The sequence below is a fragment of the Microbacterium sp. CPCC 204701 genome (assembly GCF_004010105.1).
Taxonomy (GTDB): Bacteria; Actinomycetota; Actinomycetes; order Actinomycetales; family Microbacteriaceae; genus Microbacterium.
In genome coordinates this window covers 1-1,573 of record NZ_RRYE01000538.1, presented here as the reverse complement: position 1 = coordinate 1,573, position 1,573 = coordinate 1, and the positions used below count along the sequence as shown (strand labels likewise).

Sequence of the window (1,573 nt, the reverse complement as noted above, 5' to 3'; positions counted from 1 at the left end):
GGTGGTCATCGCCGCCGCCGTGCCGCTGCTCGTTCCGCGCGAGCAGCGCACCCAGCGGCGCCGAGGCCGGGCGCGCTCCGTCCGGCTCGTCGCCGGCAGGGGCCTGCTGCCCGCGACACCCACAGGTGCCGTCGTCATGAAGGAGCTGCGCCAGTGGCGGCGCGACTCGTGGCGCGCGCTCGAGTCGAGCACGGCCGTGTGGTCGGGCATCGCGATCGGGGTGTTCGCGCTCCTGGGCGGCTACACGGCGCCCGTCGCAGCGTTCGCCGGCGTCATCGTCGCGGTCATGGTGTCGCTGTCGGGGTGCAACCTGTACGGCCAGGACGGTTCGGCGGTGTGGCAGAACGTGGTCGGGCAGAGCCCGTGGTCGGTGCGATCGGACGTGCGCGGGCGTCAGTGGGCGATGGTGCTGGTCTTCCTGCCCCGTGCGCTCCTGGTCTCAGCCATCTTCGTCGTGCTCGCGCAGGCATGGTGGTCGATCCCCTTCGTCGTTGCCGCGCTGCCCGCAACGGTCGGCGCGGCCAGCGGCGCCGCGATCCTCACCTCCGCGATCGGCGTGTCGCCCGGGGTCGACCCGCGACGCCGCGTGGGGCCGAACGACGCCAACGGCAACATCAGCATCCACGTGTGGGTCGCGCTCATCCTCACCGCGGTCGGCGTGCTGCCCACAGTCGGCATGATCGTGTGGACGGCAGTGACGCCGTCGCCCTGGATCATCGCGCTCACCGCGGTCGTCGGCCTCCTCAACGGCCTCGCGGCAGCGTGGCTGCTCGGGCGCATCGCGATCGGCTACCTCGACAGGGCGATGGTCGACGTGTTCAGCCGCATCCGGTACGCCCGGGTGTTCCGTGAGACGAGCGGCGGCGTGCTCGACGGCATCGCCGCCGCCACTCTGAAGGGGGAACTGCAGGCGGCGCAGACCAAGCAGAAGGAGCGTGACCGGAAGCTGGCGAAGGCACGCGGATGAGGCTCCTGTCGCGGCTTCCCGGCGACACCGGATAGCATCGTCCGGTGTCGAGGACCCCGCCCGAGCCGTTCCACCCCGATCTGAGGGCAGCGAGATGGGTTCCGCTCGTGAGCGCGGGGCCACGGACGCTGTGGATGTTCCGCTTGACCCCACCGCGCACTCCGCCCGACCCTGACATCGGCGTGAACACCGTGCCGCTCGCCGGCCCGGAAGGCACGATGCCCTACCGGCATTTCCGGCCGCGGCCGGCAGGCGAAGGTGCTCCCGTGCCGGCGCTGTTGTGGATCCACGGCGGCGGCCTCATCCTCGGGACGCCGCAGCAGGACGACGCGACGAACCTCTCGCTCTCGCGCGAGCTCGGGATCGCGGTGTTCTCGGCCTCTTACCGACTCGCACCCGATCACCCCGCGCCGGCGGCGCTCGACGATCTGGTCGCCGGCTTCCGCGAACTGGTGGCCCGCGCGGACGAGCTCGGCATCGACCCGGCGAGGATCGCGATCGGCGGGGCCAGCGCAGGCGGCGGCCTGGCTGCGGCCCTCGCGCAGCGGCTCCTCGACGAGGGCGGCACGCAGCCGGTCTTCCAGCTGCTCGTGTACCCGATGCTCG

2 protein-coding genes are annotated in these 1,573 nt (G+C 72.3%); both read left to right on the top strand.

From position 1 onward, the window contains the following. Positions 1 to 967: hypothetical protein (locus tag EIO58_RS19045; protein ID WP_240658993.1), on the top strand; the 967-nt coding region annotated here is incomplete at its 5' end. A gap of 134 nt (positions 968 to 1,101) precedes the next feature. Further along, positions 1,102 to 1,573: alpha/beta hydrolase (locus tag EIO58_RS17625; protein WP_240658995.1), on the top strand; the 472-nt coding region annotated here is incomplete at its 3' end.